The 25,628-nt window shown below is 63.6% G+C and carries 32 protein-coding genes; 25 read left to right on the plus strand and 7 right to left on the minus strand.

Annotated features, from left to right (window positions below; genetic code table 11):
• Positions 1-356: 356 nt before the first annotated feature.
• The 3 genes from NKK51_RS12460 (at position 357) to NKK51_RS12470 (ending at position 2,621) form a co-directional block, all read left to right on the plus strand.
• On the plus strand, positions 357-1,457 hold the full coding sequence (locus NKK51_RS12460; protein WP_352553083.1) for a hypothetical protein: 1,101 nt from the start codon (positions 357-359) through the stop codon (positions 1,455-1,457).
• Between the two features lie 110 nt (positions 1,458-1,567).
• Positions 1,568-2,188 (plus strand): nucleoside triphosphate hydrolase, encoded by a 621-nt coding sequence (locus tag NKK51_RS12465; protein ID WP_352553085.1) that lies wholly within the window; start codon positions 1,568-1,570, stop codon positions 2,186-2,188.
• A gap of 85 nt (positions 2,189-2,273) precedes the next feature.
• The gene (locus NKK51_RS12470; protein WP_352553299.1) at positions 2,274-2,621 is read left to right on the plus strand and encodes a hypothetical protein; all 348 of its coding nucleotides are present in this window, start codon (positions 2,274-2,276) and stop codon (positions 2,619-2,621) included.
• 23 nt (positions 2,622-2,644) lie between these two features.
• Here NKK51_RS12470 and NKK51_RS12475 read toward each other — a convergent pair whose 3' ends face one another.
• The 3 genes from NKK51_RS12475 to NKK51_RS12485 form a co-directional block, all read right to left on the minus strand.
• Positions 2,645-3,349, minus strand: a complete 705-nt coding sequence (locus tag NKK51_RS12475) for a glutathione S-transferase family protein (RefSeq protein WP_352553086.1) — start codon at positions 3,347-3,349, stop codon at positions 2,645-2,647.
• Positions 3,350-3,514: 165 nt separating this feature from the next.
• Positions 3,515-4,723 carry a beta-ketoacyl-[acyl-carrier-protein] synthase family protein gene (locus NKK51_RS12480; RefSeq protein ID WP_128304230.1) on the minus strand — a complete coding sequence of 403 codons (1,209 nt, stop codon included), beginning with the start codon at positions 4,721-4,723 and terminating at the stop codon, positions 3,515-3,517.
• A gap of 5 nt (positions 4,724-4,728) precedes the next feature.
• Entirely contained in the window at positions 4,729-4,983 is a 255-nt protein-coding gene (locus NKK51_RS12485) for an acyl carrier protein (RefSeq protein ID WP_013528393.1), read from the minus strand.
• Positions 4,984-5,199: 216 nt separating this feature from the next.
• On the opposite strand from NKK51_RS12485, the gene NKK51_RS12490 reads away from it, so the two are divergent.
• From NKK51_RS12490 to NKK51_RS12510, 5 genes are read left to right on the plus strand one after another with little or no spacing between them, the layout of a single operon-like run.
• Positions 5,200-6,033, plus strand: coding sequence for an urease accessory protein UreD (locus NKK51_RS12490; RefSeq protein ID WP_502897880.1), 834 nt, complete (start codon positions 5,200-5,202; stop codon positions 6,031-6,033).
• A gap of 28 nt (positions 6,034-6,061) precedes the next feature.
• Positions 6,062-6,364 carry an urease subunit gamma gene (locus tag NKK51_RS12495; protein WP_015314510.1) on the plus strand — a complete coding sequence of 101 codons (303 nt, stop codon included), beginning with the start codon at positions 6,062-6,064 and terminating at the stop codon, positions 6,362-6,364.
• Between the two features lie 10 nt (positions 6,365-6,374).
• Positions 6,375-6,629, plus strand: a complete 255-nt coding sequence (locus tag NKK51_RS12500) for a DUF1272 domain-containing protein (protein WP_027161066.1) — start codon at positions 6,375-6,377, stop codon at positions 6,627-6,629.
• A gap of 32 nt (positions 6,630-6,661) precedes the next feature.
• Entirely contained in the window at positions 6,662-7,249 is a 588-nt protein-coding gene (locus NKK51_RS12505; RefSeq protein WP_128304229.1) for a HupE/UreJ family protein, read from the plus strand.
• A gap of 8 nt (positions 7,250-7,257) precedes the next feature.
• A complete protein-coding gene (locus NKK51_RS12510) occupies positions 7,258-7,563 on the plus strand; it encodes an urease subunit beta (protein WP_352440554.1) in 306 nt (101 codons plus the stop codon).
• 20 nt (positions 7,564-7,583) lie between these two features.
• On the opposite strand, the gene NKK51_RS12515 is transcribed toward NKK51_RS12510, so the two are convergent.
• Positions 7,584-8,072 (minus strand): hypothetical protein, encoded by a 489-nt coding sequence (locus tag NKK51_RS12515; protein WP_023810691.1) that lies wholly within the window; start codon positions 8,070-8,072, stop codon positions 7,584-7,586.
• A 129-nt stretch (positions 8,073-8,201) separates the two neighbouring features.
• Positions 8,202-8,585, minus strand: coding sequence for a hypothetical protein (locus NKK51_RS12520; protein ID WP_352440556.1), 384 nt, complete (start codon positions 8,583-8,585; stop codon positions 8,202-8,204).
• 182 nt (positions 8,586-8,767) lie between these two features.
• Between NKK51_RS12520 and ureC the strand changes: the two genes are divergently transcribed.
• From ureC to NKK51_RS12565, 9 genes are all read left to right on the plus strand, one after another.
• Entirely contained in the window at positions 8,768-10,480 is a 1,713-nt protein-coding gene (gene ureC, locus NKK51_RS12525) for an urease subunit alpha (protein WP_128304227.1), read from the plus strand.
• Positions 10,481-10,707: 227 nt separating this feature from the next.
• Complete coding sequence (locus NKK51_RS12530; RefSeq protein WP_352553088.1) at positions 10,708-11,196, plus strand: DUF29 domain-containing protein; 489 nt, start codon at positions 10,708-10,710, stop codon at positions 11,194-11,196.
• A gap of 63 nt (positions 11,197-11,259) precedes the next feature.
• Positions 11,260-11,853, plus strand: a complete 594-nt coding sequence (locus tag NKK51_RS12535; RefSeq protein ID WP_352553090.1) for a hypothetical protein — start codon at positions 11,260-11,262, stop codon at positions 11,851-11,853.
• A 44-nt stretch (positions 11,854-11,897) separates the two neighbouring features.
• Complete coding sequence (locus NKK51_RS12540; protein ID WP_352553092.1) at positions 11,898-12,503, plus strand: glutathione S-transferase family protein; 606 nt, start codon at positions 11,898-11,900, stop codon at positions 12,501-12,503.
• Positions 12,500-13,099, plus strand: coding sequence for an urease accessory protein UreE (locus NKK51_RS12545; RefSeq protein WP_352553093.1), 600 nt, complete (start codon positions 12,500-12,502; stop codon positions 13,097-13,099). The genes NKK51_RS12540 and NKK51_RS12545 overlap by 4 nt, the downstream gene beginning before the upstream one ends.
• Positions 13,092-13,763, plus strand: coding sequence for an urease accessory protein UreF (locus tag NKK51_RS12550; protein ID WP_352553095.1), 672 nt, complete (start codon positions 13,092-13,094; stop codon positions 13,761-13,763). The genes NKK51_RS12545 and NKK51_RS12550 overlap by 8 nt, the downstream gene beginning before the upstream one ends.
• Complete coding sequence (locus tag NKK51_RS12555; protein ID WP_352553096.1) at positions 13,760-14,200, plus strand: DUF3995 domain-containing protein; 441 nt, start codon at positions 13,760-13,762, stop codon at positions 14,198-14,200. Before NKK51_RS12550 ends, NKK51_RS12555 begins: the two co-directional genes overlap by 4 nt.
• Positions 14,197-14,841 (plus strand): urease accessory protein UreG, encoded by a 645-nt coding sequence (gene ureG / locus NKK51_RS12560; RefSeq protein ID WP_136621099.1) that lies wholly within the window; start codon positions 14,197-14,199, stop codon positions 14,839-14,841. The genes NKK51_RS12555 and ureG overlap by 4 nt, the downstream gene beginning before the upstream one ends.
• Positions 14,842-14,922: 81 nt before the next feature.
• Positions 14,923-15,690: a class II aldolase and adducin N-terminal domain-containing protein gene (locus tag NKK51_RS12565; RefSeq protein ID WP_352553098.1), complete on the plus strand. Its 768-nt coding sequence runs from the start codon at positions 14,923-14,925 to the stop codon at positions 15,688-15,690.
• A 5-nt stretch (positions 15,691-15,695) separates the two neighbouring features.
• Here NKK51_RS12565 and NKK51_RS12570 read toward each other — a convergent pair whose 3' ends face one another.
• Positions 15,696-16,328, minus strand: a complete 633-nt coding sequence (locus NKK51_RS12570) for an HAD family hydrolase (protein ID WP_352553099.1) — start codon at positions 16,326-16,328, stop codon at positions 15,696-15,698.
• Between the two features lie 259 nt (positions 16,329-16,587).
• Here NKK51_RS12570 and NKK51_RS12575 point away from each other — a divergent pair, with 259 nt between their 5' ends.
• The gene (locus tag NKK51_RS12575) at positions 16,588-17,547 is read left to right on the plus strand and encodes a sugar-binding transcriptional regulator (protein WP_013528410.1); all 960 of its coding nucleotides are present in this window, start codon (positions 16,588-16,590) and stop codon (positions 17,545-17,547) included.
• A gap of 37 nt (positions 17,548-17,584) precedes the next feature.
• On the opposite strand, the gene NKK51_RS12580 is transcribed toward NKK51_RS12575, so the two are convergent.
• Positions 17,585-17,770 (minus strand): hypothetical protein, encoded by a 186-nt coding sequence (locus NKK51_RS12580; RefSeq protein WP_023810702.1) that lies wholly within the window; start codon positions 17,768-17,770, stop codon positions 17,585-17,587.
• 110 nt (positions 17,771-17,880) lie between these two features.
• Between NKK51_RS12580 and gcvA the strand changes: the two genes are divergently transcribed.
• The 7 genes from gcvA (at position 17,881) to NKK51_RS12615 (ending at position 25,619) form a co-directional block, all read left to right on the plus strand.
• The gene (gene gcvA / locus NKK51_RS12585; RefSeq protein ID WP_023810703.1) at positions 17,881-18,786 is read left to right on the plus strand and encodes a transcriptional regulator GcvA; all 906 of its coding nucleotides are present in this window, start codon (positions 17,881-17,883) and stop codon (positions 18,784-18,786) included.
• Positions 18,787-19,010: 224 nt separating this feature from the next.
• The gene (locus NKK51_RS12590; protein ID WP_352553100.1) at positions 19,011-20,321 is read left to right on the plus strand and encodes an ABC transporter substrate-binding protein; all 1,311 of its coding nucleotides are present in this window, start codon (positions 19,011-19,013) and stop codon (positions 20,319-20,321) included.
• A 123-nt stretch (positions 20,322-20,444) separates the two neighbouring features.
• On the plus strand, positions 20,445-21,317 hold the full coding sequence (locus NKK51_RS12595; protein ID WP_013528414.1) for a carbohydrate ABC transporter permease: 873 nt from the start codon (positions 20,445-20,447) through the stop codon (positions 21,315-21,317).
• An 11-nt stretch (positions 21,318-21,328) separates the two neighbouring features.
• A complete protein-coding gene (locus NKK51_RS12600; protein ID WP_352553102.1) occupies positions 21,329-22,153 on the plus strand; it encodes a carbohydrate ABC transporter permease in 825 nt (274 codons plus the stop codon).
• Between the two features lie 69 nt (positions 22,154-22,222).
• On the plus strand, positions 22,223-23,221 hold the full coding sequence (locus NKK51_RS12605; RefSeq protein WP_352553104.1) for an ABC transporter ATP-binding protein: 999 nt from the start codon (positions 22,223-22,225) through the stop codon (positions 23,219-23,221).
• A 2-nt stretch (positions 23,222-23,223) separates the two neighbouring features.
• Positions 23,224-23,994 carry an L-iditol 2-dehydrogenase gene (locus NKK51_RS12610; protein WP_128304237.1) on the plus strand — a complete coding sequence of 257 codons (771 nt, stop codon included), beginning with the start codon at positions 23,224-23,226 and terminating at the stop codon, positions 23,992-23,994.
• A 146-nt stretch (positions 23,995-24,140) separates the two neighbouring features.
• A complete protein-coding gene (locus NKK51_RS12615) occupies positions 24,141-25,619 on the plus strand; it encodes a mannitol dehydrogenase family protein (protein ID WP_352553106.1) in 1,479 nt (492 codons plus the stop codon).
• Positions 25,620-25,628 lie beyond the last annotated feature (9 nt).

Here is a 25,628-nt window from a genome sequence, read left to right on the forward strand (position 1 = left end):
CGTCAAACCCCAGCCAATCCGGCCTCAAACCCGAGCCGCAAGGCACCCCACATTGGCCTGACCCTCCCTCCTTGCCCCTATAACTTAATAACGCAACGGGCCCCACAAGGGGGAGGGAGACTTCCGTTGGCGCCGACCCAGGCTAGTCGCCTGTCTTTTCGGCGCCAAAGAAAGAACAATTCAGGCACGCGACAGCGTTCCCTCCCCCTTGTGGGGAGGGTTAGGGTGGGGGTCCTCTTCGAAAGAATCCATATGCGATGTGGGAGGGTGAGAACTGATGCAAAATGCCTGTCGCGGTGCTTGCGCAAGTGCCGCCGAACAGGCCAGTTTGCGCCTGCAGAATCGGTGAGAGCGCGATGACCATCCAGACCATCAAGGCCCGAGGCATTTCGGTTTCGCTCGACCTCACGGTCGGCCATATCGCCGGCATGGTCGTCGAGGGTGGCGGACGGCAGTTGAAGCCGCTGCACCGCGCGCCCTGGGTTGATGCGAATGAGACGCTGCCGGACAATTTGCCGGAAGGTACGGTTCGGCTGTCCGGCGATTTTCTCTGCGCGCCGTTTTCGCGCAGCGATGTCGAGGAAGCGCCGCTGCATGGCTGGCCGGCCAACAGCGCCTGGGACATCGCCGAAAGTGCCGCGACGGATGATGGCTGGCGCGCGGTCTACCGCCTGCGGCACAAGGTGATGGGTGCCAGCGTCGACAAGATCCTGACGCTGCGCGACGGCCATCCCTTCCTCTACCAGGAGCATGCGTTTTCCGGCGGCCATGGTGCCATCTCGGTCGCGCATCACCCGATGACGGCGATGACGGGCGGCGGCAGGCTGGCCTTTTCGCCGAAGCGGTTTGCGGCGACGCTGGACGACCCGCTGGAGCCGGATCCCGCGCGCGGCCGCTTCCTGCTGGCCTATCCGGCACGATCCGCCGATCTCAGCCAATTCCCCGCCGCCGGCGGCGGTACGCTCGACCTGACGGAATACCGCATGGACGACCGCCGCGAGGATTTCCTCACGCTGGTCGAGGCGGATCATGGCGGGCCGGGCTGGACCGCGCTTGCACGAGAGGCCGAAGACGATCTGGTGCTGGTGCTGAAGAACCCGGCCGAACTGCCGATCACCATGCTGTGGCTCAGTAATGGCGGGCGCGACTACGCGCCCTGGAGCGGTCGCCACCTGGGCGTGCTCGGCATCGAGGATGGCCGCGCCGCCGTCGGCCATGCCGCCTCGATCGGCGACAACTGGCTGAAGCGCGAAGGGGTCGCGACCGCCTTTGCACTGGGCGAAGGCCAAAGCGTGTCCTTTCGCCATGTCATCGGCGCCATTCCGCTGGCCGGCGGCGAGCCGCCACAGGCGATCACGACGGCGGATGGCCGCATACGACTGGTGACGGGTGGCGCGACGCGGGAGGTTCCCTTCGACAGCGATTTCCTGCGCATTGGCCAGCCTGCGCCCGCTTGATGGGATTGCGCGGCCGCAGGGTTTGAAATTTCCGTGAACTGCCGCCAAGATGTGGCCGAAATCATCATGCGGAACATGGTGGATTTCAAGCTCCTGCCAGAGAGGCTCTCATGTCCGAAATCGCCCATCTCGCCGCCACCATCTTCAAGCGTGCCGGCAAGGCAAACCGCTTCATCGTGGCCATTGCCGGGCCACCAGGCTCCGGCAAGTCGACGCTGTCGGCGCGGCTGCATGAACTGCTGCCCGAAGGTGCTTCGGAAGTCGTGCCGATGGATGGCTTCCACTATGACGACGCCGTGCTCGAGCGGCGCGGCTTGCGCACCCGAAAGGGTGCGCCGGAAACCTTTGACTTTGCCGGTTTCGAAACCTTGCTGAAGCGTATCCGGGCCGGCGAAGCCGATATCGCCATCCCGGTCTTCGACCGCAGCATGGAGCTGTCGCGCGCCGCCGCCTCGATCGTCGCCACGGAAACCAAGTTCATCCTGGTCGAGGGCAATTACCTGCTGCTCGACGAAGAGCCGTGGTCGCGGCTGGCGGCGCTGTTCGATTTCTCGATCTTCGTCGACGTGCCGCGCAACGAACTCGAGCGCCGCCTGATGGAGCGCTGGCACGGACATGGCCGCTCCGACGAAGATGCGCGCGCCTGGATCGCGTCCAACGACCTGCCCAACATCGAACGCGTGCTCGCGCGGCGCCGGGCTGCCGATCTGGTGATCGGCCTTTCCGCTTGATTCGACGGATTGCGCAAGGGGAACCTTAAGACTTTCAGGCCGTTATCCCGACACGGCAATTATGCCAAAAGAGGGATTCGGTCCACTGGCAATCAAGGCAAGAAAGCCCGCGCCCGCCAAGGGCAAGGCGACCCAATCCAAGGCCGGCGCCGGCCCGGCGATGACAGCCCGTTCGAAGGACGCCAAGCCGGCCTTCGGCAAGGCAGCGCCGAAGAAAGTGGTGCCGACCGCAGCGAAAGCCGCGCCGAAAGCCGCAAAGCCGAAGAAGCCCGCAAGCTCCAGCGACTCCGTGAGCGGCAGCGCGATGCGCACGGCCAAGGCGACGGCCAACGTCGCTGCCGGCGCGGTCATGGTCGCCGCCCGAGGTGCTGCGTCGCTCGCTGCTTCCGTCATGGGCAAAGGCGGTTCGAAAGCCAAAGCGAAGGCAAAATAGCCGCGCTTCGGAGGCTGGTTCGGCTATCCCTTGGCGGGGATGGTCAGGCCTTTCTGCACCGCCGGCCGCGCCAGGCCGCGCTCCAGCCATGGCGAGACATTGACGAAATCGTCAAAGCCGACGAGTTCGCGGGCTTCGTAGAAGCCGATCAGGTTGCGCACCCAGCCGAGCAGCGAGATGTCGGCGATGGTGTAGTCATTGCCCATGATCCACTTGCGCCCCTTCAGCCGGCCGTCGAGCACGCCGAGCAGTCGCTTTGACTCGTCACGATAGCGCTCCAGAGGGCGTTTGTCGGCGATCTCGCGACCGGCGAATTTGTGGAAGAAGCCGACCTGGCCGAACATCGGCCCGACCGAGGCCATCTGGAAGAACACCCACTGGATGGTCTCGTAGCGGCGCGCAGCATCGATGGGCATGAGCAGGCCGGTCTTTTCAGCGAGGTAGAGCAGGATGGCGCCGGATTCGAACAGGCCGATCGGCTTGCCGTCCGGACCGTTCGGATCGATGATCGCCGGTATCTTGCCGTTGGGGTTGAGCGACAGGAATTCCGGTGTCCAGCTTTCGTTCTGGCCGATGTTGACCCAATGCGGCTCGTAAGGCAGGCCGAGTTCCTCCAGGGCGATCGAAATCTTCACGCCGTTCGGCGTTGTCGCCGAATAGAGCTGGAGCTGATCCGGACGCTTGGCCGGCCAACGCGTTGCGATCGGAAAGGCGGACAGGTCGGCCATGGAAACTCCTGAATGAGGATTCGCGCCAAGCGGCGCGGTTTTGGCGGGTCGGCCAAGGATTAGACGCGGCGCACGGCACGATCAATGGCGTGCAAGGGTTTCGTTGCGCGCGAACAGTCAACGGAACGGCCTGCTTGGGGCAGATCGCGCGCCCGGCCTTTGCGTTCAGACGGCCTTGAAGGCCAGCACGGCATTGGTGCCGCCGAACGCGAAGCCGTTGCTGATCGCGGCGCGCACCTTGCGCTCGCGCGGCACATTCGGCGTGACGTCGAGGTCGCAATCGGGATCGGCCTCACGAAAATTGGCCGTCGGCGGCACGATGCCTTCGCGGATCGCCATCACGCAGGCGATCATCTCCAGCGCACCCGATGCGCCCAGGCAATGGGCGTGCATCGACTTGGTCGACGACACCGAAAGCTTGTAGGCATGGTCGCCGAAGACGCGCTTGATCGCTGCCGTCTCGATCTGGTCGTTGGCCTTGGTGCCGGTGCCATGGGCATTGAGGTAGTCGACATCCTCGGGATTGAAGCCGGCATCGGCTAGGCAGGCGCGCATGGCCGCCGTCGGCCCTTCGACGGTCGGAGCGACAATGTCGGAGGCGTCGGCGGAGAGGCCGGCGCCGGCGACCTCGGCAAGGATGGTGGCGCCGCGCGCCATGGCATGCTCATACGTCTCCAGGACCGCCATGCCGGCGCCCTCGCCGAGCGACAGTCCCTGGCGGTCGGCCGAGAATGGCCGGCAGGTGTCGGGCGCCAGCACGCGCAATGCTTCCCAGCCCTTCAGGATGCCCCAGACCAGCGGCGCATCGGTGCCGCCGGCGACCATCACGTCGGCGCGGCCAAGCCTGATCTGGTCGACGGCCGAGGCGATGGCGTGGTTGGATGAGGAGCAGGCCGAGGTGACACCGAAGACCGGGCCGCGCAGGCCCAGACTCATGCTGACGTGGCCGGAGGCCGCGCTTGGCATAACCTTTGGCACGGTGAAGATACCGGCGCGGTTCTTGCCCTCGACCAGGATGGCACGATAGCTCTCTTCGATCGCCTCCCAGCCGCAGACGCCGACGCCGACGACGGTGCCCATCCGATAGGTGGTGGCTTCATTCGAAGTCAGGCCGGCCTGCTGCATGGCTTCCCTGGCTGCGATCGTCGCCAGCAGGCTGAAGCGGTCCATCGACACGGTCTGCTTGCGGTCGATGCCGTGATCGGGAAGCGCCTTGATTTCGCAGCCGACCTTGACCTTCAAATCATGCAGTTGGGGACTTGTGATCTGGCCGATGGCCGAGCGGCCGGCGCGCATCTCGTTCCAGATCGCGGGCGCGCTGGTGCCGAGCCCGCAAATGCCGCCCATGCCGGTGATGACAACGCGCTGCCGCATTCAGTTCAGGCTTTTTTCGCGATCAGCGCGCGCACAGCTTCGACCATGTCGCCGACATTCTTCAGATTGCTCCAGGCGTCGACCGTGTTCATCTCGATCTCGATGCCATACTCTTCCTCAAGATCGAAGATAATCTCCGTCAGCTCGAGCGAATGGATGCCAAGCGAGGTCAATTCGGTGGTGGTGGTGATTTCTTCGCCGCCCGGCTCGGCATGAGCCTTGATCTTCGCGATGATATCCGTTGCCAGCTGGTCGGCCATTCGGTTCCTTCCCCACTATCTCGACGTTTCCCGACGCCAACTGAGCAGCGCCCCTTTTTCTCCTGGTATCAAGCCGCCGTCGTCGTTTAATACCCCCGCCAAGCGCAGCATGACCGTACCAAGGTGGTTCCCTCTATAGAAACCGAAACGTTGTCAAGCAACAAGCTATATCGAACTCCATATCGACAAAGCCGCCGGAGTGCTTAACGTGCAGGCATGGATATGGGCGAACATGGCGGGATTTCGACGCAGCGCGTTGCGGGCGTCGCGCGGCTTTCCTGCGCGCTCCGTGAGGGCCGCACGCGCCTGCGGCGCCTCTATCAGGACGGCGCCGCCAAGATAAGAATGCCGGCCGTCTCGGCCGATCCGCTCGAAGCGGTGCTGATCAACACCGCCGGCGGGATGACCGGCGGCGACCGTATCGCCTGGGACGTGGATGTCGGCGCGGCCGCTTCGGCATCGATCACCACGCAGGCCTGCGAGAAGATCTACCGGGCGGCATCCGACCGTGCCGAAGTGCGGGTCAATTTGTCGGTCGGGGAAAACGGCCGCATCGCCTGGCTGCCGCAGGAAACCATCGTCTTCGACCGGGCGGCCTTTGCCCGCACGCTCGACGTCGAGCTTGCCGTCGGCGCCGAGGCGCTGGTGCTGGAAGCCGCCGTCTTCGGTCGCCTGGCTATGGGCGAGCGCGCCACGCAGGGCAACTTCCATGACCGCTGGCGCGTGCGCCAGGATGGCGCCCTCATTCATGCCGAGGATTTCCGCATCGGACCCGATATCGCCGCCAGGCTCGACCGCCCGGCCGTTGCCGGCGGCGCGATCGCGGTGGCGACGCTGCTTCTGGTGTCGCCGCGCGCCGAGGCCCTGCTCGACCAGGTTCTGGAGATCGTCGGCGACCAAGGCAGCGCCAGCGCCTGGTGCGTGAAGAAATCTGGCAAGCTTCTTGCGAGGCTCTACGCCGGGGACGGCTACCGGCTGCGCCAGCGGCTGGTTCCACTCGTCGAATTGCTCAACGGAAGGGCGGGGTTGCCCAAATTATGGTCACTATAGGCCTGTCTCTACCAATCCAGGGAAACGCATGAACCTGACGCCGAGGGAAAAGGACAAGCTGCTGATCGCCATGGCGGCGATCGTGGCGCGCAAGCGGCTCGAACGCGGCGTCAAGCTCAACCATCCAGAAGCGATCGCGCTGATCACCGACTTCGTCGTCGAAGGCGCCCGCGACGGCCGTCCGGTCGCCGAACTGATGGAAGCCGGCGCTCATGTCGTCAGCCGCGCGCAAGTCATGGAAGGCATCGCCGAGATGATCCATGACGTGCAGGTCGAGGCGACTTTTCCCGACGGCACCAAGCTGGTGACCGTGCACGAACCGATCCGTTGAGGAGGACAGGATGCTGGAGCTGCGTCCCAACTGCGAATGCTGCGACAAGGACCTGCCGCCCGAGGCGACGGATGCGCTGATCTGCACCTTCGAGTGCACCTTTTGCGCCGGATGCGTGGAACAGGTGTTGGGCGGCATCTGCCCCAATTGCGGTGGTGGTTTTTCGGCGCGGCCGATCCGCCCGGCAGCGATGCTGAAGAAATACCCGGCGTCGAGTAAACGCGTTCTCAAGGCCGAAGGCTGCGGCCCCCGCAAGGCGGCGTAAACACCAGACCGAGCAAAACGAAAGGCAATAGAATGATCCCTGCCAAACGCCTCTCCCTGTCGGCGATCCTGCTGCTGGCCGCTGCCATGCCGGCCTATGCCCATGTCGGCATCGGCACGGCCTCCTCCTTCACGGCCGGCTTCATGCACCCGCTTTCCGGGCTCGATCACATGACGGTGATGATCGCGGTCGGACTGTGGGCAGCGATCAAGGGCGGCAAGGCGGTTCTTGCCTGGCCGGCGGCCTTTGTCGGTGTCATGCTGGTCGGCGGCGCGCTGGGCATTTTGCATATGCCGCTGCCCTTCGTCGAACCCGGCATACTGGCCTCAATCGTGGCGCTCGGGCTGCTGGTGGCGCTGGCGGTCGATCTGCCGGTCTCGGCCGGCGTCGCCATCATCGGCCTGTTCGCGCTGTTCCACGGCCACGCGCATGGCACCGAGGTGCCGGAGAATGCCGGCGGGCTTGAATACATGGCCGGCTTTGCCATCGCCACGCTGTTGCTGCATGCCACCGGCATCGCCGCCGGTCTCGGTCTCGGCATCCGGTTCCGCGGCTTGGCCCGTACTGCCGGTGCCGCCTGCGCGGCGATCGGCATCGGCCTCGCCTTCGGCATCGTGTGAGGGTGACCATGATCCCCGGTGAGATCATCACGGTGGACGGCGACATCGAGCTCAACAAGGGCCTGCCGACCGTCACCCTGAAAGTCGCCAACAGCGGCGACCGGCCGATCCAGGTCGGCAGCCACTACCATTTCTTCGAGACCAATGAGGGGCTGAAATTCGACCGCGAGCGTGCCAGGGGCATGCGTCTCGACATTGCCGCGGGCACGGCCATGCGCTTCGAGCCAGGGCAAGAGCGCGACGTGACGCTGGTGCCGCTCGGCGGCAAGCGCGAGGTCTACGGATTTCAGCAGAAGGTGATGGGCAAGCTGTGAGATCTCCCGGCGCGCTCAGCTCAGTTCGATGGCTTGGCCGCGGCGTAGATGACGATCTTTCCGGGATTGTCGAATTCAACGGCGAGGACATCCTGCGCCTGCACGCGCCGCGATTCGATGGCGTTGAACAGCAGCGCGTTGGCCTCGATCTCCTTGCGCAGCTCCGTGATGTCGTCTTGATGCTGCTTGACCTTGCTTTCGATCTCCGGCGGCGGGCCGCCTTCGCTGCGCGCGGCGTCGGTGAGGAACACGATGTCGACCTTGTCGAGCTTGGACGTCTTGCGCACCGTACCGATGTTTTCACGCGTGCGGTCGATCGCCGTGTTGACGCTGCGGGCTTCGGCGGTGGCCTTGGCCTCTTCCTGCTTGACCTGCGAGCCGACGATGCGGTTGACGGTCTCCGTGCTTTCCAGCCCTTGCGCTTTCAAACCGGCAACAGAACCTGCCGCCGCCAGGAACGCCGTGGCGGCGACTGCCTGCATTCTGGTCGAGAAAGAAGTGATCGCCATCGCTCGCTCCTGAGAGAAGTCGTTTCGGGGCGCGGGTTAGCGCGAAAAGAACAAAACGAATCCCGCCCGGCGAAGGTTCCTTTCCCGATGCGGCCGGCAGGCCGGATGCCGGCCCGCCGTGCCGTCTCGTCAGCTCGCCTTCTTGGTGATCAGGGTCAGTGCGCCATTGGGTTCCATGCTGGCGGCGACGACTTGCGCCGAACTGAGCCCCTTGGCTTCCAGCGCCGACTTCACCTTGGGCGTGGCGTCGATCGAGCTGCGCAGTTTCTTCAGGCCGTCATCGCCACGCTGGGCGATCACCTGGTTGACCTGCGTCTGGGTGTCCTTCGGCAGCTCGGTGATGTCGACGATGTTGACGCTCTGGATCGTCGGCACCGCAGGCTGAGCCTGGGGCGTGGCTGGAGCAGGCGTTGCCGGCGCCGGAGCGGGCTGTGGCGCGGGTTGCTGCTGGGCACCCGCGGCGCCCGCCAGCATCAGGCTGGCAGCAGCGGCAAGAATTATTGTTTTGCGCATGGATTTTCCTTTCCATCGATTGGCAAACGGTCGGTCTGGGGTGACCCCCTAACCTCAACCGCCAAATGGGATCAGAAGGTGTCGCCCAGCGGGTCATTGCGTGACCATAGGATGGCAGCAATGTGCAGCCGCGCTTCAATCCCACCGCATTTCGGCAAACCGCATTTCAGGAGCAATCGCTGATGGCCAGAATTACCCGCGCCGCCTATGCGCAGATGTATGGCCCGACGGTCGGCGACAGAGTGCGCCTTGCCGACACCGAACTGTTCATCGAGGTCGAGAAGGATCTCACCATCCATGGCGAAGAGGTGAAATTCGGCGGCGGCAAGGTGATCCGCGACGGCATGGGCCAGAGCCAGGTTTCCAGGGCGCAAGGCGCCGTCGATACCGTGATCACCAACGCGCTGGTGATCGATGCCAGCGCAGGCATCTTCAAGGCCGACATCGGCCTCAGGGACGGGCGCATCACGGCCATCGGCAAGGCCGGCAATCCGGACACGCAGGATGGCGTCACCATCATCATTGGTCCCGGCACCGAGATCATCGCCGGCGAGGGCAAGATCCTGACCGCAGGCGGCTTCGATGCGCATATCCACTTCATCTGCCCGCAGCAGATCGAAGAGGCGCTGATGTCAGGCATCACCACCATGCTCGGCGGCGGCACCGGTCCGGCGCACGGCACGCTGGCCACCACCTGTACGCCGGGGCCATGGCACATGGCCCGCATGATCCAGTCCTTCGATGCCTTCCCGATGAACATCGGCCTGTCGGGCAAGGGCAATGCCTCGCTGCCCGCAGCCCTCGAGGAAATGGTGCTGGGCGGCGCTTGCTCGCTGAAGCTGCACGAGGACTGGGGCACGACGCCGGCGGCGATAGACTGCTGCCTGTCGGTCGCCGACGACTACGACGTGCAGGTGATGATCCACACCGACACGCTGAACGAGTCCGGCTTTGTCGAGAACACGGTCGCTGCCATCAAAGGCCGCACCATCCATGCCTTCCACACAGAAGGCGCCGGCGGCGGCCACGCGCCCGACATCATCAAGGTCTGCGGCCTGCCCAACGTCATCCCGTCCTCGACCAACCCGACGCGGCCCTACACGGTCAACACTCTGGCCGAGCATCTCGACATGCTGATGGTCTGCCATCATCTGTCGCCGTCGATCCCCGAAGACATCGCCTTTGCCGAAAGCCGCATCCGCAAGGAAACCATCGCGGCCGAAGACATTTTGCACGATATCGGTGCCTTCTCGATCATCTCGTCGGACAGCCAGGCCATGGGCCGCGTCGGCGAAGTGGCGATCCGCACCTGGCAGACCGCCGACAAGATGAAGCGCCAGCGCGGCTCGCTGCCGCAGGAGACCGGCAACAACGACAATTTCCGCGTCCGCCGCTACATCGCCAAATACACGATCAACCCGGCCATCGCGCATGGGCTGTCCAGGGATATCGGCTCGATCGCGGTGGGCAAACGCGCCGACCTGGTGCTGTGGAACCCGGCCTTCTTCGGCGTCAAGCCGGACATGGTGCTGATCGGCGGCATGATCGCCGCAGCACCCATGGGCGACCCCAACGCCTCGATCCCGACGCCGCAGCCAATGCACTACCGGCCGATGTTCGGCGCCTATGGCAAGGCCAGGACCAACTCGTCGGTGACCTTCGTTTCGAAAGCCGCGCTCGAATCAGGCCTGCACGGCAGGCTCGGCGTCGACAAGCAGTTCGTCGCCGTCGAAAACACCCGCGGCGGCATCGGCAAGCATTCGATGGTGCTCAACGACGCCACGCCGCATGTCGAGGTCGACCCGGAAACCTATGAGGTGCGTGCCGACGGTGAATTGCTCACCTGCGAACCGGCGACGGTGCTGCCGATGGCGCAGAGGTATTTTCTGTTTTGATGCCAATCTGTCGACCGAGACTCGTGAATTTGGTCAAATGTGCCTGAGGAGACGCGCTTCTCACCCGTGCGCCCGGAAAAGCGCACGCACTTTGTCAGCTGTCCACACAAAACCGTACACGGTTTGTCAACACCGAGATCGAGAACGTGTCGTTGGATGGCCTTGATCGACCTGCATTCTCTGCTTCCAACTTGGAAATCTGGCGCCTTTGGCGCAATATAAGCTGCATGAACAAGATTTTTCGCAAACAGCAATTGACGTCCTATGAGGCCGATTATGCTCAATGGTGCGCCGAACAGGGCGCGCTGTTGCGCGAAGGTCGTCTGTCCGACCTCGACCGTGAGAACCTTGCCGAGGAGATCGAGAGTTTGGGGCGGAGTGACAAACGAGAGATAGAGAGCAGATTGGGTACTTTGCTCCTACACCTGCTTAAATGGCAGTTTCAGGCAGAGAGGCGCAAAACAGGCTGGCTGTTGACGATCCGCGAACAGCGGCACCAGATTAAGAAGTTGATCAACGAAAGCCCGAGCCTGAAGGCCTATCCACGCAAGCAACTCGCTAGCGAGTTCGAATTTGCAAGATTGAAAGCGGCTGACGAGACGGGCTTACCCGAGAAGGATTTTCCGGCCGATTGCCCTTATCCGATTGGAGACGTGCTGGATCGGGATTTTTTCCCCGGCGCTCCGTGGTCGTCGGACCAGCTTGTTCGCGAATGAAATGTCCCTTCTAGCGCGATGCGTTGCTTAGCCTCGTTGCGTCTGGAGCCTCGTTGATCGCCGATGGAACAGCAGATCGCTTCCGCCCACGACATCTTCCCGCATATCCGCATCGTCATGGGCATGGTGATCGGGCTTGGCGTCGCCCGCCTGCTGTCGGGGGTGGCGCGGATCGTCCAGCATCCCGGCCAATACAAGCTCTATCCCGTGCATCTGGCCTGGGTCGTCTCGGTGCTCCTGATGCTGGTGCATTTCTGGTGGTGGGAGTTCGGCCTCTACGCGATCGAAACCTGGACCTTCGGCAAATATTTGTTCATCATCTTCTACGCGATCACGCTGTTCCTGCTGTGCGCGCTTTTGTTTCCCGATTCGATGCTGGACTACACCAGCTACGAGGATTTCTTCTATTCGCGCCGGGCGTGGTTCTTCGGCCTGCTGGCGGCGACCTATATGCTCGACGTGGTCGACACGCTGCTGAAGGGGCCGGAGCATTTCGCCCGCTTCGGCAGCGAGTACCTGTTCCGCACGCCGGTCTTCGTCGCGCTTTGCATCATCGCGATCCTGGTGCGCGACCGCCGCTTCCATATCGCCTTCGTGACGGCGGCGCTCATCTATCAGATATCGTTCATCCTGCGGCTCTTCGACACCATCGTCTGAACGAACGCGATGGTCTAGCTTGTTGGGGAAAGGCAGGGTTCGACATGTACAAGGCCGTTGGATCGCGCGGATCCCGGGTCAGCCGCGTTCTCTGGATGCTCGAGGAGCTCGGGCAGCCTTATGAATTCGTCGAGGTCAGGCTGCGCTCACCGGAAGCCTATGCGCTCAACCCATCGGGCAAGGTGCCGATCCTCATCGACGGCGAGCTGACGGTGACGGATTCGGCGGCGATCTGCGTTTATCTCGCCGACAAGCACGCCGACAAAGGCATGGGCGCCAATCCTGGCGTCGCCGGCCGTGCCGAGATGGATTCCTGGATGCATTTTGCCCAGAGCGAGTTCGAGGCGCCGCTGTGGAACAAATTGCGCCACCGCTTTCTGCTGCCGAAGGACGTACGCGTCGATGTCGGTCCTGCGGCGGCCTACGATTTTGCCTCGGAACTGCAGGCGCTAGGGCGGCGGCTGGGCAACAGGCCGTTTGCTCTCGGCGAGCGGTTTTCAGCCGTCGACGTGCTGCTCGGCGACATGGGTGGGTGGGCGCGTGCTGGCCGGTTTGAGATCGAGTCCGAACGCGTCAATGCCTATTTCGACCGCGTGCTGGCGCGGCCTGCGCGTGTGCGGGCACAAGCAAATGGAGGATCCATGAAATGAAGCTCAACCTCAACACCGACTTCACCAAATTCCCGCGCGCCATCTCAGTGCAGTCCGCCGGCCATGCCGGAACCACCCTACCGTCCGGCCGGGCCATTCTCGCCCATGACGAGCGGCATCTGCGCCGCCGTGCCATCGAGCTTACCGACGGCAGCAAGGTGCTGGTCGACCTGCCCGAACCCGTCGCCTTGAACGATGGCGACCGGCTGGTCCTGGAGGATGGCGGCCATATCGAGATCGTCGCGGCGCCGGAAGAGGTCTATGACATCCGCACCCGCGACGGCGTGCATCTGGCCGAACTCGCCTGGCATATCGGCAACCGCCATCTCGCGGCGAGCATCGAGGCCGGTCGCATCCTCATCCTGCGCGACCATGTCATCAAGGCGATGCTGGAGGGGCTCGGCGCCACGGTGACCGACGTTTCCGAACCGTTCAGGCCGGTGCGCGGCGCTTATTCCGGCCATAGTGGGCAAAACCATGATCACGGCCATGCACATGCCGAGGCGCATGCGCACAGCCATACGGAAACGCATTCGCACTCGCACAGCGAATCTCATTCCCACTCACACGCCGGCCGCCACCACGACCATGACTGACCAGCCTTCGAACATCGCCCTGCTGCGGCTGATGGCGTGGCTGTCGCCTTCCTTTCCGGTCGGCGGCTTTTCCTACAGCCATGGTCTCGAGCGCGCGGTGCATGACGGGCTGATTGTCGATGCAGAAAACCTCGCCGACTGGCTGGAAACGCTGGTCGAGATGGGCTCGGGCTGGAACGATGCCGTGCTGTTCGCCGAGAGCTGGCGCCGGGCACGCGGCACCGGTGATCTCGATGAAGTGGCGGCACTCGCCGAGGCGCTGGCCGGCTCGCGCGAACGCCACACCGAAACCATGCTGCAAGGTGCGGCCTTCCTCAAAGCGGCGGCGGCCTGGCCAAATCCGGTGCTGGAGCGCTTGCCGGCTGAATGCGCCTATTGCGTCGCCGTCGGCGCCAATGCCGGCGGCAACGGCATCGGGCTTCAGGACGCGCTGTCGGCCTTCCTGCAAACCTTCTTCTCCAACCTCGTGCAGGCAGCGATCCGGCTTGGCGTCGTTGGCCAGAGCGGTGCGACCGCGTTGTTAGCCGGCTTCGAACCGCTGGCGCTGGCGACCGCAAACCGTGCCATGCGCTCGACGTTGGACGATCTCGGCGGCTGCGCCTTCGTTTCCGATGTCATGGCGATGAAGCATGAAACCCAGTATTCGCGATTGTTCCGCTCATGATCCTTCTCGCCTTCGCGCTCTCCCTTGTGCTGCTGCTGATCACCGCGCTGCATGCTTATTGGGGCCTTGGCGGCATCTGGCCGGGCAAGGATGCGGCCTCCTGCGCCCGCGCCGTTGTCGGCTTTCGCGGCGTCGATGAGATGCCGACGCCGTTTGCCAGTTTCGCCGTTGCCGCGTGCCTCTGCCTGGCAACGCTGTGGCCGCTGGCGCTCGAAGGCGTCTTTGCTTCACCCTTCCCAAGGGAAGGCCTGGCCGCCACTTCGCTGCTCATCGGTCTGGTGTTCCTGGGCCGCGGCATTGTCGGCTTCACCCCGTGGTGGCGGAGGCTGGCGCCGGAACAGCCTTTCGCGCGGCTCGATGTCCGCTATTATTCGCCGCTGTGCCTGCTGATCGGGCTCGGCTTTGCCATCCTCGCCATCACGGAGTTTCCGACATGACACAGACAAATGGCCCGCTGCGCGTCGGCATTGGCGGCCCGGTCGGTTCGGGCAAGACGACGCTGACCGAAAAGCTGTGCAAGGCGCTGCGCGACGAGTTTTCCATCGCCGTCGTCACCAACGACATCTACACCAAGGAAGACGCCATGATGCTGGCGCGGCTGCAGGCGCTGCCCGAGGATCGCATCATGGGTGTCGAGACCGGCGGCTGCCCGCACACCGCCATCCGCGAGGATGCGTCGATCAATCTGCAGGCGATCGCCGAGATGAACCGAAAGTTTCCGGATCTCGACATCGTCTTCATCGAATCCGGCGGCGACAACCTCGCCGCCACCTTCTCGCCGGATCTCGCCGACCTGACGCTCTACGTCATCTCTGTCTGCCAGGGCGAGGAGATTCCGCGCAAGGGCGGGCCGGCGATCACCCGCTCCGATTTCCTGGTGATCAACAAGAGTGATCTTGCTCCTTACGTGAACGTCAACCTCGATGTCATGGAGAGCGACGCCGGCCGCATGCGCGGCAAGCGGCCGTTCGGCTTCACCGACCTTTCGCGCGGCAAGGGGCTGCAGGAGGTGATCGATTTCATCATCGAGCACGGGGGGCTCAGGGCGGGCGCTGCTGCCGCCAGCACGGCGGCATGAGATAGCCTTCCCTGCACCAACCAAAACCGGTTGCGGGCACGGGCTGGCCACGGCATTCTTGCCTAAACCGGAGGATTTTCGATGAGCATCGCCCGCCTGCAAAAGGAAACGCTGACCAACCTGCCCTTCTACGAGGAGCGCGTCGATCTCGCCTGCGCCTTTCGCTGGACGGCGCGGCTCAACATGCACGAGGCTGTGGCCAATCATTTCTCGCTGGCCGTAAATGATGGCGGCACACAATTCCTGATGAACCCCAACCAGGTGCATTTCTCGCGCATCAAGGCGAGCGACCTTTTGATGATCGATGCCAACGATCCAGAAACGCTCTCCGGCCCCAATGCGCCCGACCCGACGGCGTGGGGGCTGCATGGCGCCATCCATCGCAATGTGCGCCACGCGCGCTGCGTCATGCATGTGCACTCGATCCACGCCACGGTGCTGGCATCGCTCGCTGACTCGACACTGCCGCCGATCGACCAGAATTCGGCGATGTTCTTCAATCGCCATGTCGTGGACGCGCATTATGGCGGGCTGGCCTTCGAGGAGGAGGGCGAGCGCTGCTCGCAGCTTCTCGTCGATCCCAAGGTCAAGGTGATGGTGATGGGCAATCACGGCGTGCTGGTCATCGGCGACACGGTCGCCGATGCCTTCAACCGCATGTTCTATTTCGAACGCGCCGCCGAGACCTACATCAAGGCGCTGTGGACCGGCCGCCCGCTGCGCACGCTGTCAGATGCGATCGCCGAAAAGGCCGCGAGCGAGATGGACGACTACCCTGGCCAGGCCGAGCGCCATCTCAGCGAACTGAAGGCTATCCTCGACGAGCAGGAGCCGGTCTACCGGAATTGATTGCCTTACAGGCCTAGTTCTGCCCGGAGCTGATCGGCGCTGTTGATGACGACGGCGCCGGGCGGGCCCTCCATCGGCTTTTCCGGCCAGAAGATAGTCTTCATGCCCGCCGCCAGTCCCGCCATGGCGCCCGGCCAGCTGTCGTCGATCGCCACGGCGTGCGCGGGGTCGACATCGGCCAGATACGCGGCGCGCAGGAACGGCTCGGCATGCGGCTTGCCTTCGCGCACATCGTTGCGGCTGATCGTCTTCATGCCGGGGTAGATCAGGCCGACCATGCTCAGATTGGCGTCGACGATCATCCGGTCCGAATTCGAGACCACGGCCTGCTGGATGCCTCTTGCACGCAGCTCGTTGAAGATCTCGATCGCGCCGGGGCGCGGCTTCAGCCCCTCGACCAACGGCAGATAATGCTCGTATTTGCGCACGATCCAGTCGTCGAAAGGCAGGTCCAGGCCGAACTCGTCGCGCATCATCTCGTAGACCGGCCAGGCGGCAACGCCGAGCACGCGCTCATGCAGATCGTCCGGCGGGACAAGGCCGACATTGCGCATCGCCGCCATCAGGGCTGCTTCATGCAGCGGTTCGCTGTCGACCAGCGTGCCGTCCATGTCCCAGAAAACCGCTTTCGGCATCATGTGAGGCTCCTTTTTGCCATCCCTTAAAGGGTTTGAGCCGGGAGATAAACCTTCGGAGCGCAAGAACCTGCCGCCTGCCGGGACCGCGGCCAAGTCTCTTTGGCGACAGAGACTTCGTGGGAGAAGAAAAACTGGGCCGTGCTTACGTCGATGAACAGCAAGCAATTGCTCCCGAGATTGACAATTGCGCAGTTGGCCGTTCCCTGCGAAAGTGGGGCATGGGCCGCTCTCACAACCGGCGGTCTCGGGAGGCAGGACTTTGAATAGCCGGCAGGATGGTGGCAGCAACAGGCTGGACGATGCGGCGCGCGCCGGCTGGCTTTATTATGTTGCCGGCAACACACAGGACCAGATCGCTTCGACGCTCGGCATTTCGCGGCAGACGGCGCAGCGGCTGGTATCGCTGGCGGTGTCGGAGGGCTTGATCAAGGTTCGCGTCGACCATCCGATCGCCAACTGTCTCGATCTGGCGGCACGGCTGAGATCGCGCTTTGCGCTCGATCTGGTCGAGGTGGTGCCGAGCGACCCCAATTCGTCCTCGACCACGATCGGCATCGCCGAGGCGGCTGCCGCCGAGATCGAGCGGCGGTTGCGGTCTCCGACCCCGATCGTCATGGCGATCGGCACCGGTCGCACGCTAAAGGCGGCGATCGAGCAGCTGCCGCCAATGGAATGCCCGCAGCACAAGGTGGTGTCGTTGACCGGCAACATCTCGCCGGACGGCTCGGCCGCCTTCTACAACGTCATCTTCACCATGGCCGACAGGGTCAAGGCGCGCTCCTTCCCGATGCCGCTGCCGGTCATCGCCTCGTCGCCGGAGGAGCGCGAGATGCTGCTCAACCAGCCGATGATCCAGCCGACGCTGGCGCTGGCGGCGGAAGCCGACGTCACCTTCATCGGCATCGGCGATCTCGGGCCCAAGGCGCCGCTCTACGAAGACGGCTTCATTTCGGAGAGCGAATTGAAGGCGCTGCAGAAGGCCGGCGGCATCGCGGAGATCGTCGGCTGGGTGTTCGATAGGGAGGGCCGCATGATCGAGGGCATCACCAACGACCGGGTGTCTTCGGCTTCGCTACCGTCACGCGAGAAATCGCTGGTCATCGCACTGGCCATGGGCGAACGAAAGCTGCCAGGCATCCTGGCGGCCGCGAACCGGCGGCTGATCAACGGCCTCATCACCGATGAACGGACCGCCGCCGCCCTGCTGGCCAGCATCTGACCGGACCCACAACCGGTTTGCGATAAGGCCAACCGCACTAGCCGTGCCGCCCGAAAGGGTCGTTGCCATCGAGAAACCCGAGATCGCGCTGCAGATGCGGCGACAGGTCCCTGATATCGAGATGTGCCCGTTTTTTGGTCGCGAACCAGCCGAATCCATCCGTCAGCCACGAAAACCAGCGGTGATCCGGTGCGGGAGTGCATTTTTGCTGCGCCATGGTCATGATCGTCAACCTTCGCTATCCTGGACCCAAATGACGGGTTGACTGGGAATGTCGGTCTTGCCGGCGGTCTTTGCCAATCGAACATCGATCATGATCCATAAGGAGGCCTTATGCCGGACCTCGGCTCGCGACAGGTTTCGCCACTCCCGCCGCTGCAGGCGATCCGGGTGTTCGACGCGGTGGCGCGGCATCTTTCCTTCACCAAGGCCGCCGGCGAACTCGCCATGACGCAAGCGGCGGTCAGCTATCAGATCAAGGTGCTGGAGGAGCGTGTCGGCGCGCCGCTGTTCCTGCGCCGGCCGCGGCAGATCGTGTTAACCGAGGCCGGGCAGCGCCTGGCACCTGCGGTCAGCGAGGCCTTCGCCATCCTTGGCCAGGCCTATGCCGCGGTGCGTGGCGGGGCCGACGGCTTGCTGTGCGTCACGACGGTGCTGACATTCGCCTCGAACTGGCTCGCGCACCGGCTGGGGTCGTTCCAGATCGCCCATCCGTCGCTGGCGGTGCGGCTCGAAACGTCGAGCCGCCTGACCGACTTTGCCCGCGAGGATACCGATATCGCCATCCGCTCGGGCGGCGGCAAATGGCCGGGCCTGGAAGCGCACAAGCTGCTCGATGCCGACTTCACGCCGATGCTGAGCCCGAAACTCGCGGCGACCATCGGCGGCGTCAGGGAACCGGCCGACCTCTTGCGGCTGCCTATCCTCGATCCCGGCGACATCTGGTGGACGGAATGGTTCTCGGCTGCTGGCGTGCACTCGCACGATCTTGCCAAGCGGCCCGGCAGCAGCATGGGCGCGCAGGCCTATGAGGCCAATGCGGCGATCGCCGGTCATGGCGTCGCGATCCTGACCAGGGCGCTGTTCAAGGCGGAACTCGCGGACGGGCGCCTGATCCAACCTTTCGATCTGGTTGGCGACGACGGCCATGCCTATTGGCTGGTCTATCCCGAGGCGCGCCGCAACGTGCCGAAGATCCGTGCCTTCCGCGACTGGCTGCTGGCCGAGATCGCCTGCTGACCGGCAAGCTTCCGGGCTGCACCTGGTTCTCGCAGATGTATCCGCCGTTGCCTCACTGTATGCGGCCGGGACGATCCGCGCCCTGGCAATTTCGCTCGTCCCGGCCTGCGGTGTCGCCCAAGTGCTGCGCTGCAGCATCGAATCCGGCTTGACATAATTCACGCCAAGTGAGTAATTGCCCAAAGCCAAGGCAAATGCTCATCTTGGTTCAAGGGAGGAATTTGATGAAACTTCGCACGCTCACCCTGGGCTTGTTGACGGCCAGCACGCTTGCGTTCGCCGCACATGCCGAATCCATCACCATCGCCACCGTCAACAATGGCGATATGGTCCGCATGCAAAAGCTGACCGAGGACTTCACCAAGGCGAACCCCGACATCCAGCTCAACTGGGTTACGCTCGAAGAAAACGTGCTGCGCGAGCGCGTCACCACCGACATCGCCACCAAGGGCGGCCAGTACGACGTGATGACCATCGGCACCTATGAGGTTCCGATCTGGGCCAAGCAGAGCTGGCTGCTGCCGCTCGACAAGCTCGGCGACGACTACGACGCCAAGGATATCATCCCGGCCATCGCCGGCGGCCTTTCGGTCGACGGCAAGCTCTATGCCGCGCCCTTCTACGGCGAAAGCTCCTTCGTCATGTACCGCAAGGACCTGATCGAGAAGGCCGGACTGAAGATGCCCGACGCGCCCACCTGGGACTTCATCAGGCAGGCCGCCGACAAGATGACCGATCGCGCCAATGGCGTGAACGGCGTGTGCCTGCGCGGCAAGGCCGGCTGGGGCGAGAACATGGCTTTCCTGACCGCCATGTCGAACTCCTTCGGGGCGCGCTGGTTCGACGAGAACTGGAAGCCGCAGTTCGATCAGCCGGAATGGAAGAACACGCTGCAGTTCTATGTCGACCTGATGAAGGCCGACGGCCCCGAGGGTGCTTCCTCCAACGGCTTCAACGAAAACCTGGCGCTGTTCCAGCAGGGCAAATGCGGCATGTGGATCGACGCCACCGTCGCTGCGTCCTTCGTCTCCGATCCCAAGGCATCGCAGGTCGCTGACAAGGTTGGATATGCGCTGGCACCCGACAATGGCCTGGGCAAGCGCGGCAATTGGCTGTGGGCATGGTCGCTGGCGATCCCCGCCGGCACGCAGAAGGCCGATGCCGCCCAGAAATTCGTCACCTGGGCGACCAGCAAGCATTATGCGGAACTCGTCGCTTCGAAGGAAGGCTGGGCCAACGTTCCTCCGGGCACGCGCTCCTCGCTCTACGCCAATGCCGAATACCAGAAGGCGGCTCCGTTCGCCAAGATGACGCTGGACTCCATCAACGCCGCCGATCCGACGCATCCGACCGTCAAGCCGGTGCCCTATGTCGGCGTGCAGTTCGTCGCCATCCCTGAGTTCCAGGGTCTTGGCACCACTGTCGGCCAGCTCTTCTCGGCGGCTCTTGCCGGCCAGTCGAGTGTCGACGATGCCCTGAAGCAGGCCCAGGACGCTGCCACCGCGGCAATGACCGAAGGCGGATACATCAAGTAAGGCTCCTCCCGGTGCCGAATGCCGGTCGCCTCCTGACCGGCAACGGCCGCCCGAATTCCCAGTTCGGGCGGCCGCCTTTAACGCCTTTTGAAAATTCCGTCTGACCAGTGAAGGGTGACCGTCATGGCTACTCAGCAGACCCGTTCGCTTGCCCGTTTCATGATGGCGCCATCCGTGGTGCTGCTGTTCGTCTGGATGATTGTGCCGCTGGTCATCACCATCTGGTTCTCCTTCCAGCAGTACAACCCGCTCAATCCGATCCGCGACGGCTTCGTCGGCTTCTCGAACTACGCGCTGTTCTATTCCAACCCGGCCTTCCTGCAATCGATCCTCAACACGCTCACCTTGGTGGTCAGCGTGCTCCTGATCACGGTGATCGGCGGCATCCTTCTGGCGCTGCTGATCGACCAGCCGATGTGGGGCCAGGGCATCGTGCGCATTCTCGTCATCTCACCGTTCTTCGTCATGCCGCCGGTGGCCGCACTGGTCTGGAAGAACATGATCATGCACCCGCAATACGGGGTGTTCGCCGATATAGCCCGCTTCTTCGGGGCCCAGCCGATCGACTGGTTCGGGCAGCATCCGATGCTGGCGATCATCATCATCGTCGCCTGGCAATGGCTGCCTTTCGCGACGCTCATTCTCTTGACCGCGTTGCAGTCGCTCGACGGTGAGCAGAAGGAAGCCGCCGAGATGGACGGCGCCGGCTTCATCAGCCGCTTCATCTATCTGACGCTGCCGCACATGTCGCGCGCCATCACGGTCGTCATCCTGATCCAGACGATCTTCCTCCTCTCCGTCTATGCCGAGATCCTCGTCACCACCAATGGCGGCCCGGGATACGCCTCCACCAACCTGCCCTTCCTCGTCTACCAGAAGGCGTTGCTGGAGTTCAAAATCGGCCAGGCATCCGCCGGCGGCGTGATCGCCGTCATTCTCGCTAACATCGTTGCCTTCTTCGCCATGCGCGCGGTCGGCAAGAACCTGGACAAGTAAGGGAGGCTACGATGGCACGCTCAGTCACCACCCAGCACAAGACGATTGCGACAATTGCCGCCTGGATCGTCGCCCTGCTGATCTTCTTCCCGATCCTCTACACGATCATCACCTCGTTCAAGTCGGAGCAGGAAGCCATCCAGGGCTTCAGCATCATCCCGTCGGGAACGTTCGAGAGCTATGCCGAGGTTCAGGCGCAAAGCGGCTACTTCAAGTTCTTCTTCAACTCGGTTCTGCTCTCGGTCGGCTCGACCATCCTGGCCCTGCTGGTCGCCATACCGGCGGCATGGTCGATGGCCTTCTCGCCGACCAAGCGGACCAAGGACATCTTGATGTGGATGCTGTCCACCAAGATGATGCCCGCGGTCGCGGTGCTGTTCCCGATCTACTTGATCTTCCGCGATACCGGACTGCTCGACAGCCGCATCGGCCTGATGATCATGCTGATGCTGATCAACCTGCCGATCGTGGTGTGGATGCTCTACACTTACTTCCGCGAAATACCGGGCGAGATCCTGGAAGCGGCGCGCATGGACGGCGCCTCGCTGTGGAACGAGATCGTCTATGTGCTGACGCCGATGGCGGTGCCGGGCATCGCCTCGACGATGCTGCTCAACATCATCCTGGCCTGGAACGAGGCGTTCTGGACAATCCGGCTGACGACGACGGAAGCCGCACCGCTGACCGCCTTCATCAGCTCGTTCTCCAGCCCGCAAGGCCTGTTCTGGGCCAAGCTTTCGGCCGCCTCGACACTGGCCATCGCGCCGATCCTGATCATGGGCTGGTTCAGCCAGAAGCAGCTGGTGCGCGGCCTGACATTTGGTGCGGTCAAATAATTGGTGGTGCGGTGAAGTAACGGAATTGCCCGAAGCAATCGGCAGAAATAACCCCTCGGGGAGGAAATCATGGGAAACATCACGCTCAAGAACGTCTCCAAATCCTTCGGAGCGACGTCCATCATCCCCGGTCTCGACCTGGTGATCGAGAATGGCGAGTTCGTCGTCTTCGTCGGCCCGTCGGGTTGCGGCAAGTCAACGCTGCTGCGGCTGATCGCCGGGCTTGAGGATACCAGCGGCGGCTCCATCAACATCGACGGCCGCGACGTCACCGGCGAGGCACCGGCCAAGCGCAAGCTGGCCATGGTGTTCCAGTCCTATGCGCTCTATCCGCACATGACGGTGGCCAAGAACATCGGCTTCCCGCTGAAGATGGCCGGCGAGGACAAGGCGACGATCGACAGGAAGGTGGGAGACGCGGCGCGCGTGCTCAACTTGACCAACTATCTCGAACGCCGGCCCGGCCAGCTTTCCGGCGGCCAGCGCCAGCGCGTCGCCATCGGCCGCGCCATCGTGCGTCAGCCGACCGCCTTCCTGTTCGACGAACCGCTGTCCAACCTCGATGCGGCACTGCGCGGCACGATGCGGCTGGAGATCAGCGAGCTGCACCATCAGCTCAAGACGACCATGATCTACGTTACCCATGACCAGGTCGAAGCCATGACCATGGCCGACAAGATCGTCGTGCTGAACGCCGGCAACATCGAGCAGGTCGGCTCGCCGATGGAGCTCTACAAGACGCCGAAGAACCTGTTCGTCGCCGGCTTCATCGGCTCGCCGAAGATGAATCTGATAGAAGGCGCGCCGGCTGCCAAAAACGGCGCCAAGACCATCGGCATCCGTCCTGAGCACCTGGAGATCTCGACCACGGCGGGCGAATGGAAAGCCACTGTCGGCGTCGCCGAACATCTCGGCTCCGACACCTTCCTGCACGTCCAGTCCGATGGCGTCGGTCCGCTGACGGTGCGCGCCGACGGCGAACTCGCCGTCCGTCACGGCGACACCATCTATCTGACAGCGGACAAGGCCAAGCTGCACCGCTTCGGCGCCGACGGAAAGGCGATGTGAGCATGAGACTGGCCGGCAAATCCGCGCTGATCACGGGTTCGGCCCGCGGCATCGGCAGAGCCTTCGCCGAAGCCTATGCCGGCGAAGGCGCAACCGTCGCCATCGCCGACATCAATCTCGAGGCGGCGCAGAAGACAGCCGCCGAGATCGGCGGCAAGGCCTATGCGGTCAAGCTCGACGTCACCGACCTCGCCTCGATCGAAGCGGCGGTGAAAGCCGTCGAGACGAAGACCGGTGGCCTGGATATCCTGATCAACAACGCCGCCCTGTTCGACCTGGCGCCGATCGTCGAGATCACCAAGGCAAGCTACGACAAATTGTTTTCCGTCAATGTCGCCGGCACGCTGTTCATGCTGCAGGCTGCCGCCCGCTCGATGATCGCCGCTGGCCGGGGCGGCAGGATCATCAACATGGCGAGCCAGGCCGGACGCCGCGGCGAGGCGCTGGTCGGCGTCTACTGCGCCACCAAGGCCGCCGTCATCTCGCTGACCCAGTCGGCGGGGCTCGACCTCATCAAGCACCGCATCAACGTCAACGCGATTGCCCCTGGCGTGGTCGACGGCGAGCACTGGGATCACGTCGATTCGCTGTTCGCCAAATATGAAAACCGGCCGAGGGGCGAGAAGAAGAAACTGGTCGGCGAGGCGGTGCCCTATGGCCGCATGGGCACGGCGCAGGACCTTACCGGCATGGCGGTTTTTCTCGCCAGCGCCGACGCCGAATACGTCGTCGCCCAGACCTACAATGTCGACGGCGGCCAGTGGATGAGTTGAGGGCGGGGGACGGCCTCTGCTCCTCGTACCTCCGCGAGGAGCAGAGGCCGACATCAGCGGGCGCGTAGCAAGTGCCACCCCTTATCCTCTCCCCGACCGGGAGAGGAGCGTAACGAAGGCCGAAATCCGGCCAAAGGGTAAAACAGATGACCGTGAAACTCTCGTCCTCAAACCTCTCCAAGCTGCCCACTGAGGTCGCCGGTCCGAAGTATGACCGCGCAACATTGAAGGCCGGCATCGTGCATTTCGGCGTTGGCAATTTTCACCGCTCGCATCAGGCCGTCTATCTCGACGATTTGTTCAATGCGGGCATCGGCCATGACTGGGCGCTGATCGGCGCCGGCGTGTTCGACGGTGAAAAGATCGGTCGCGGCAAACTGGAAGAGCAGGATTGGCTGACCACCGTGGTCGAGCAGGACAGCGGCCATATGAGCGCACGCGTCACCGGCGCCATGATCGACTTCCTGATGCCCGGCGATGCGGCCGGCATCATCGAACAGCTGGCCGACCCGGCCATCAAGATCGTTTCGCTGACCATCACCGAAGGCGGCTATTTCATCGACCCGGCCTCCGGCGTGTTCAACCCGACCCATCCCGACATCGTCGCCGATGCGCAGCCCGGCGCGACGCCGAAGACGGTGTTCGGCATCATCCTTGCCGGGCTGGTGCGCCGCCGCGACGAGGGTACCGTGCCGTTCACGGTGATGTCGTGCGACAACATCCCCCACAACGGCCATGTCACCTCGGACGGGGTCATCGGCCTGGCCCGTTTGATCGACGAGGATCTGGCGAACTGGGCCAGCGAGCATGTCGCCTTTCCGAACGGCATGGTCGATCGCATCACGCCGGCGACCACCGATCGCGAACGCGGCATTCTCGCCAAGGATTTTGGCCTTGAGGACAACTGGCCGGTGTTCTGCGAGCCGTTCCGGCAGTGGGTGCTGGAGGACCATTTCACCGGCGGCCGGCCGCCACTGGAAAAGGTCGGCGTGCAGTTCGTCAAAGACGTTGCGCCCTACGAATTGATGAAGATCCGCATCCTCAATGGCGGCCACGCCACCATCGCTTATCCGGCCGGGCTGATGGACATCCATTTCGTCCATGAGGCGATGCAGGAGCCGCTGGTGAGCGGGTTTCTGGCCAAGCTCGAACGGGACGAAATCATCCCGACCGTGCCGCCGGTGCCGGACACGGTCCTGGAAGACTATTACCAGCTCATCGAGAGCCGCTTCTCCAATCCCAAGATCGGCGACACGGTGCGCCGGCTCTGCCTCGACGGCTCCAACCGCCAGCCGAAATTCATCATCCCGACCATCGCCGACCGGCTGAAGGCCGGGAAAAGCGTCGTCGGCCTGGCGCTGGAATCAGCGCTCTGGTGCCGCTATTGCTTCGGTACGACCGACAGCGGTGCCGTCATCGAGCCCAACGATCCGAGCTGGGACCGGCTGCAAGCGACGGCAAAGGCGGCAAAGGATGCTCCCGCCGCCTGGCTTGCCATGGAGGACATCTATGGCGATGTCGGCCGCGCAGCGGCGTTTGTCGAGGCCTTTGCCCATGCGCTCAACGTGCTGTGGGCGAATGGCGCGCGCGCGACGCTGACTCGCTACCTCGCCGGCAAGCTCTGAGAGCCATTC

Origin of the sequence: Mesorhizobium sp. M0011, from assembly GCF_040324155.1 — a bacterium.
Lineage (GTDB): Bacteria > Pseudomonadota > Alphaproteobacteria > Rhizobiales > Rhizobiaceae > Mesorhizobium.